Source organism: Mesorhizobium sp. M7A.F.Ca.ET.027.03.2.1, assembly GCF_003999175.1.
In the GTDB taxonomy this organism is placed as follows: Bacteria; Pseudomonadota; Alphaproteobacteria; order Rhizobiales; family Rhizobiaceae; genus Mesorhizobium.
The window spans coordinates 1-6102 of record NZ_RZOM01000296.1 but is presented as its reverse complement, the minus strand read 5'-3'; the positions used below and the strand labels follow the sequence as shown (position 1 = coordinate 6102).

At 58.9% G+C, this 6102-nt stretch carries 9 protein-coding genes, 1 tRNA gene and 1 pseudogene; 7 read left to right on the top strand and 4 right to left on the bottom strand.

The features are described from left to right. On the top strand, positions 1-186 hold a 186-nt coding region (locus EN750_RS39960; RefSeq protein WP_210212748.1), incomplete at its 5' end, for a hypothetical protein. On the opposite strand, the gene EN750_RS15020 is transcribed toward EN750_RS39960, so the two are convergent. Then, on the bottom strand, positions 187-570 hold the full coding sequence (locus EN750_RS15020) for a hypothetical protein (RefSeq protein ID WP_127396885.1): 384 nt from the start codon (positions 568-570) through the stop codon (positions 187-189). A gap of 331 nt (positions 571-901) precedes the next feature. On the opposite strand from EN750_RS15020, the gene EN750_RS15015 reads away from it, so the two are divergent. Further along, on the top strand, positions 902-1669 hold the full coding sequence (locus EN750_RS15015) for an outer membrane protein (protein ID WP_127396884.1): 768 nt from the start codon (positions 902-904) through the stop codon (positions 1667-1669). Positions 1670-1757: 88 nt separating this feature from the next. Continuing rightward, positions 1758-1973: pseudogene (locus tag EN750_RS40745) on the top strand (hypothetical protein); the annotation flags it as partial. Positions 1974-2183: 210 nt separating this feature from the next. Here the strand turns inward: EN750_RS40745 and EN750_RS15005 are convergent. Next, the gene (locus EN750_RS15005) at positions 2184-2837 is read right to left on the bottom strand and encodes an outer membrane beta-barrel protein (protein ID WP_127321675.1); all 654 of its coding nucleotides are present in this window, start codon (positions 2835-2837) and stop codon (positions 2184-2186) included. Positions 2838-3295: 458 nt separating this feature from the next. Next, positions 3296-3371: transfer RNA gene (locus tag EN750_RS15000), tRNA-Thr, on the bottom strand. A 155-nt stretch (positions 3372-3526) separates the two neighbouring features. On the opposite strand from EN750_RS15000, the gene EN750_RS14995 reads away from it, so the two are divergent. From EN750_RS14995 to EN750_RS14980, 4 genes are all read left to right on the top strand, one after another. Next, positions 3527-3694 carry a hypothetical protein gene (locus EN750_RS14995; RefSeq protein ID WP_127268088.1) on the top strand — a complete coding sequence of 56 codons (168 nt, stop codon included), beginning with the start codon at positions 3527-3529 and terminating at the stop codon, positions 3692-3694. Positions 3695-3917: 223 nt separating this feature from the next. Continuing rightward, positions 3918-4130: a hypothetical protein gene (locus EN750_RS14990; RefSeq protein WP_127396883.1), complete on the top strand. Its 213-nt coding sequence runs from the start codon at positions 3918-3920 to the stop codon at positions 4128-4130. 578 nt (positions 4131-4708) lie between these two features. Further along, entirely contained in the window at positions 4709-5014 is a 306-nt protein-coding gene (locus tag EN750_RS14985) for a BA14K family protein (protein ID WP_127268086.1), read from the top strand. Positions 5015-5196: 182 nt separating this feature from the next. Continuing rightward, the gene (locus tag EN750_RS14980) at positions 5197-5556 is read left to right on the top strand and encodes a hypothetical protein (protein WP_127396882.1); all 360 of its coding nucleotides are present in this window, start codon (positions 5197-5199) and stop codon (positions 5554-5556) included. Here the strand turns inward: EN750_RS14980 and EN750_RS14975 are convergent. Then, a partial coding sequence (locus EN750_RS14975; RefSeq protein ID WP_145967659.1) for an IclR family transcriptional regulator occupies positions 5557-6102 on the bottom strand: 546 nt, incomplete at its 5' end.

The following is a 6102-nucleotide window of genomic DNA, read 5'->3' as shown; positions in this document are numbered from 1 at the left end:
ACTGTCGAATGGCCACAGCAACAGGATGTACCCGCTTTTCAGCAGAAGCTAACGGAACATCCGGGCGCGTCCAAAGTTGGATTGCAGGAAGCGCCGCATGCCGTTTCCGCAGCCCGTTTCGTGTCACCGGCAATGTGGGCGGGACGGGCTGTTTTGCGTCGGTACGCGATTTTATCCAAGCGGTGACTACTTGTGGGTAATCCAGTCCAACAAGCCTGCGTCAACCTGCTCGCACCCGACATATTCGCGGACCAAGCTTTCAGCCAGGTGGCGCCATTCACACTCGGGAACGCCTGTTTCCCGGACCAGGTTTCGAAATGCAGAGCGGAGAATGTCGGCATCGAAGGCCGAGACGGCAACAGGATCTGGGTCCGGATCTTCCCGGCCTCGGGCCAGGTCATCGCCGTGACGTTGGCGAAGGCCCTTGAGCAGTTCGCGCGAGGCCTCGATTGCGCGTCGGGAGTGGTCCATACCGCGGCGAAATGAGGCGGTTCCGGCCAGGGAATGGTGCCGCAACCGAAAGCTGGTTTCTATAGCCGCGCGTGCGACGTCTATATGCGTTTCAACCATCGCGGCCTCCCTTCCTGCGAAGGGATTTATTTACTCTCTTTTCGCGCGCGACCCAAGAAGGATTCAACGTACGGTTTGATACGCAAGGGCGGCGTGCAGAGGGCTGCGGATCGTGGACGTCTCTAACGAGCATTCGGGCGTGAGCAAGCTGTTCGAGCAAGACCAGCATTTGCTGCTCGCTCATAGGCAAGGTCGGCACGCAAGATTCTCGCCAATACAATCTCGTCAAGCGCGCTGACCCCAGTTTTGGATCAGGGTCTAATGTGGCGGAAATACAACGGCACATATCGGCGCGCTCTGCTACGAGAGGGTGGGTTACAGGGGATCACCTATGAAGAAGCTGCTTCTTGGTTTGTCGTTGTCTCTGCTGGCTTCGTCGGCGTTCGCTGCCGATGCCATGGTCGAAGAAGTCGCCCCGGTTTTCAGCTGGACAGCTGGGTATATCGGTCTTCAGGCAGGCTACGCTCGGGGTGATGGAAATATACGGCAGGCCAACGGCCCGGGCTTCATTGAGACAGATCTTGACGGGTTCCTTGGAGGTGTCTACGCCGGTTACAACTACCAGATGCCGAACAATATCGTCATTGGTGCGGAACTGGACGTCGTATATGCGAATGTTGATGGCAGCGGCCAAATATTCGCCGCTCCCGGTCTCCCATTTCCGGGCGGCATCGGGATCGAGGAACTTAAGTGGAGTGGGGCGGCAAGACTTCGACTGGGATATGCCGTTGATCGCTTGCTTCCCTATGTCGCGGGTGGCGTTGCATTTGGCGGCATCGACGCAAGCAGTAATACCGTCTCAGGTTCTTTCGGAGACACATTTACTGGATGGACGATAGGCGCGGGCTTGGACTACGCCATGACCGACAATCTTCTGCTGCGCGCCGAGTATCGCTATACTGATTTCGGCACTGAATCATTGCCGAATGGTAATGTTGATCTGAAGGCATCGCCTACAAATTCTAGGCCACTGAAGGCCATAGAGAGAGCCTGCTGCCCAACCGCGACGGCCTTTTTCTTTGCGCAACAACAGGGAAATATCTCGGCAATGCGTCGTCGCATCCCTGGGACGGCGTCTCCCGCCTGGTTCCTGTCTTAGTGGTGGCTTTGGGCGTGGACCGCTTTACATGCCTTGAGGAAAGTAGGAATATTGTCCTCGGGTGAGGCGACTCTTAAAAGGTGTCGCAATGGCTCGGTCAAAACCTTCGAAGCGGTTATCACAGGCTGAAATCGAGCGCTTTCTCGTGGCGGCGGAAGCGCTGCACCTGAGCATCATCAAGCCGTTCATATCGCCGCATTGCGACCATTACAGAAAGACGCGCGTCCTGCATGAGGTGCTGCTAAAGGCGGTGCGGGAAGTCACCGGGAAGGATGCTACGTTCATCAGGTGGAACTTGACCGGCCCAGCACGACAAGGGCCGGAGCACCCGGCAGAAGAGCCCCATAGCATATTGTCCGGAACGGACGAAGGGCCTGAACCGCGAACTATTTGCGATCCAGGCCCCTGGCCGTCGGTTCTTGGAGACATTGCGCCCGCGGAATGCCATTCACAAGCTGGACCTTGGTCTTGCTATTCCTGCGGAGCGCGTCAACGTCGGAGACGCGATGAACAGTTAGAATTTCATCGCGATGCCGACGCGGAAATCGTGCGTCTGAAGCGTGTGTTCCAGCGTGCATCCGCCGCCGCAATATTCAAGCGACTTCTTGCCGAAGAAGGAGAAGTCGTATTCGCCTCGCAAGAACACGTTGTGTGTGAGAGCGACGTCGATGCCTGCTCCAACAATACCACCGACCAAAGTTGCATCCCGCTCGGCGTTTCCACCTGGATAGAACGTCTTCAGCTTTGCGGCGGTTACACCAGCCGTGACAAACGGCATGTAGGCTCCGATGTCCATGCCAACGCGACCCTTTACGGATCCGAACAAACCTGTGGAGGCGTCGAGAACGCCTGGGCCTGGAATATCGTCGAAGGTGTTCTTCTTAAAGCGGTAGCCAAGCTCGCCTTCAACGCCATAGACAATCTTGCCGGACTGGAAGTTATAGCCTGCAAAGCCGCCGACCGCGGCCGAGCCGACGTTGTGCGTTGCGCCAGCCTGGGCGCCCGGCTCATAGATCTTGTAATGTTCCAACGTTCCGGCGCCGAACACGCCGGCGTATGGCCCTTGCCAAGTCCATTCAGGGGTGTCGACAGGAGCGGTCATCATATCGGCAGCGATGGCCGGAGCCGCCGAAAGCGCAACGAATGAAGCGAGCAAAAAAGCTTTCATGAAATCCCCATCAAATCGCCAAGCGCTTTATATCAATGAGCCTGCAACTTTGTATGTAGCTAGGAAGTCACACCTGTAGACTAAGTTGCTGCGCCTGAATTCGGCGACTAGGTATCAGGAAGGCCGGTGCAAACAGGCATCCCGCGAGGAGCTCCGGACTTCCGCGGCCGAACACCGGCGCCGCCACAACCTCTGGAATGAAACTCAACGCCGGCGAGGAATGGCAGTCAGGTTTCGACGCGGGCATTATCCAGAAATTCGAGAGCGGAGCGTGGAAGGTGCCGTTCTAATCTTCAATAAATCCCGCCGCCGCACGGTGGCGGGCTTTCCACATGGTGATGCTCCGGGGCGGATATTCTCGCGGGTAAGTGCATGATTTCCAACGTGGATCAGGCGGCGGATCGAACTCGATGACAATAGATTAACTGTCTGAATTTACTCAATTGCCGCACTTTTGCTGGTGCCCCCGGACGGAATCGAACCGCCGACCTTCGGTTTACAAAACCGCTGCTCTACCAGCTGAGCTACAAGGGCACGGCGCTCCGGTTAGCATATTTGTTGCGCCAGTAAAGACAAAACTCCGTTTTTTCCCGGCATGCCGCGTGGCCCGTCGACGAGGGCATCCTGAAAACCGCTAGATTGCTTCCTACATCTAGGGGAGGTGCAATCGCTTTGCGCAGGGGTGTGGCATGATCAGATTAGTCATCATTCTCCCGATCATCTTCGTGGCCTGGATGCTGCTGGTGAAAATCATCAGCGATGTGAAGAAGGCCAATGTCGACTGGACCGGCGTCACCACCATCATCGGCTTCATCGCGCTGGCGTTCTGGCTGCGCCATGTCACGGGGATGGGGTGAGAGAGAGCGAATAGTGAGTAGCGAATAGCGAATAGGGAACGGCAACGTAGCGATTGGTAAGTGGCGTTCCTGCCTTTTCCTACTCGCTATTCGCTATTCACTATTCGCTTGGGCCAAAGGCCCCACAAAAAATCTCCTCGACCTATCGAACCTTTTGCCGCGCCGCGCCGACTGATGGTTAGAGGCGAATGGGTCGCCTCGATCAAGGATCCAGGAGATCATCATGTTCAAGCGCACTCTTACCTCAGGCCTCGTCGCCATTTTCGTCGCCACCGGCGCGCTCGCCGGCACTGTCGGCACGTCGTCCGCCCACGGCATGCACGGCCATCATCACAACCACCATCACAAGAAGCACTTCAAGAAGTTCTGGTGGAAGCACTACAACCACCACCACAACCATCACCACAGGCACGGCAGGGTGATCATTTTCCTTTGATGGAGGGACCCAGTTCTCCCAAGAGGGCGGCTTCGGCCGCCCTTTTTGCGTTGGCGTTGCGAAGTAGGGCGGGCAAAGCTAGCGATCTCGCCCGCAAGCTACGGCATGCACACATTTCCAAACAACTGGTCTTTGGCGATAGGGTGCATGGCAGCTTGGCGCATGCATTGCCTTTTGCGGCGCTGGTCGACCCCCACTCCGTCTCGGCTTCGCCGAGCCACCTCTCCCCCGATCGACGGGGTAGAGGAAAGGCGCCAAGCTTTTGCCGTTAACGCTCGTCCAGCAACGCTCCTTTCCTTTCCCTCCGGAGGGGGGAAAGGTGGCGCTGCGAAGCAGCGACGGATTGGGGGAACCACGTGGTAATCAGGCATCGGGCAGATCAGAAGGTATGTGCATAGCGTAGACGTCCATCGGGGAGATCTGCATCGTCAATGTTCTCGCCAACCTCTTCCCGTCGCCGTCACAAAGACCTTCGATCCCAGAAGATCGACAAAAGATTCGAACCTTTTTCCTGGCTGCGACGACAGATGATCAAGAGGCGGATGGATCGCCTCGGTCAACGAAGCAAGGAGATCGTCATGTTCAAGAACACACTCGTTTCCGGCCTTATCGCCACCGCCGTCGCCGCCGCCACGCTGGCCGGCACCGTGCAGCCTTCGGCCGCTCACAGCCATCACCACAATCACGGTCTCGGTATCGGCATTGCCGCCGGCGTCGGCGGCTTTGTCCTCGGCAGCCTGCTCGCCCAGCCGCGCACCGTCTATGTCGACGAAGGCGGCGGCTCGTGGCATGTCCGCCGCTGCTACGATCGTTATGCCAGCTACGACGCGGACTCCGATACCTATCTCGGCCGCGACGGATACCGCCACTACTGCCGTCTTTAGAGGGGAGGACCGTTTCAGCAACAGAGGGGCCCATGCGAGCCCCTCTTCTGCTGTCTGGATGGTAGCGGTGCGTGCTCCACCGGCCGATTCAGCGCAGAAAGGATTGGCCTGGGCGGCAGACCGGGCGGTGTACAGAGATTTTCCGAGCGTCTATTCTGACCGCGAAACGCGGGGAGAGACCTTTGGACGAGCAGGACCCCAGGGAAGACCTGGTCGAAACGGTTTTCCGCAACGGCACCGTCACCGCCGTCGGCATCCTGCTGGCGTTTTCGCTGGGCTTCATCACGCATTGGGCCGCCAACCCGATCCCGTGGCAGACCTACCATCTTGTCGCCGTCCTGCCGATCCTGGCCGGCATTGCCTTGCAGATGCGGGCGCTCTCGCTGCTGCTCGACACGAAATGCCTGCAGCGGCGCATCTATGAACATGCCAACCGCATCTTCATGGCCGGCCTGATACTCACCGCCTGCGGCGTCGGCATGGCCATCCTTCTCGATTTCTTTGATATCGCCACCAGGAGCGCGCTGCCCGGGACGGGCTGATCAGAAGGCTCGCACGCCGCCGATCATCCTGGTCACCTCGGCGGCGGCATCGCGCACCAGCGGGCCGATCTCGGCCAACCGCTCCGGCGTCACCCGCACCGTTGGTCCCGACACCGAAACGCCGCCGATCGGCTCGCCGAATTCGTTGAAGATGGCGGCTGCCACGCAACGCATGCCGGGGTGCCGCTCCTCGTCGTCGACCGACCAGCCGCGCAGCTTGATCCGCGCCAGATCGTGGGCAAGCGCCGAAATGTCTGAAAGTGTCCTGTCCGTGAAGCGCTGCAGGCCTGCCTTGCGCAGGATGGTTCCGACGCGCTCCGGCTCGAGATGCGCCAGCACCGCCTTGCCGATGCCGGACGCATGGAAGGGACTGCGTGTGCCCGGACGGAAGAAGGCGCGGATCGCCTGGTGCGTCTCGACCTGGCTGACGAAGACCACGCAATCGTCCTCGGCGACGCCGAGATTGGCGGTCTCGCCGGTTCTTTCCATCAGCTCTTGCATGGCGACACGCGCGCGGTCGACCAGCTTGCGGCGGCGCAGGAAGGC

What these genes read in the sequence shown, in the direction of transcription:
- EN750_RS15020 (WP_127396885.1), bottom strand. Translation starts at nt 570, where the DNA reads ATGGTTGAAACGCATATAGACGTCGCACGCGCGGCTATAGAAACCAGC.
- EN750_RS15015 (WP_127396884.1), top strand. Translation starts at nt 902, where the DNA reads ATGAAGAAGCTGCTTCTTGGTTTGTCGTTGTCTCTGCTGGCTTCGTCG.
- EN750_RS15005 (WP_127321675.1), bottom strand. Translation starts at nt 2,837, where the DNA reads ATGAAAGCTTTTTTGCTCGCTTCATTCGTTGCGCTTTCGGCGGCTCCG.
- EN750_RS14995 (WP_127268088.1), top strand. Translation starts at nt 3,527, where the DNA reads ATGATCAGATTAGTCATCATTCTCCCGATCATCTTCGTGGCCTGGATG.
- EN750_RS14990 (WP_127396883.1), top strand. Translation starts at nt 3,918, where the DNA reads ATGTTCAAGCGCACTCTTACCTCAGGCCTCGTCGCCATTTTCGTCGCC.
- EN750_RS14985 (WP_127268086.1), top strand. Translation starts at nt 4,709, where the DNA reads ATGTTCAAGAACACACTCGTTTCCGGCCTTATCGCCACCGCCGTCGCC.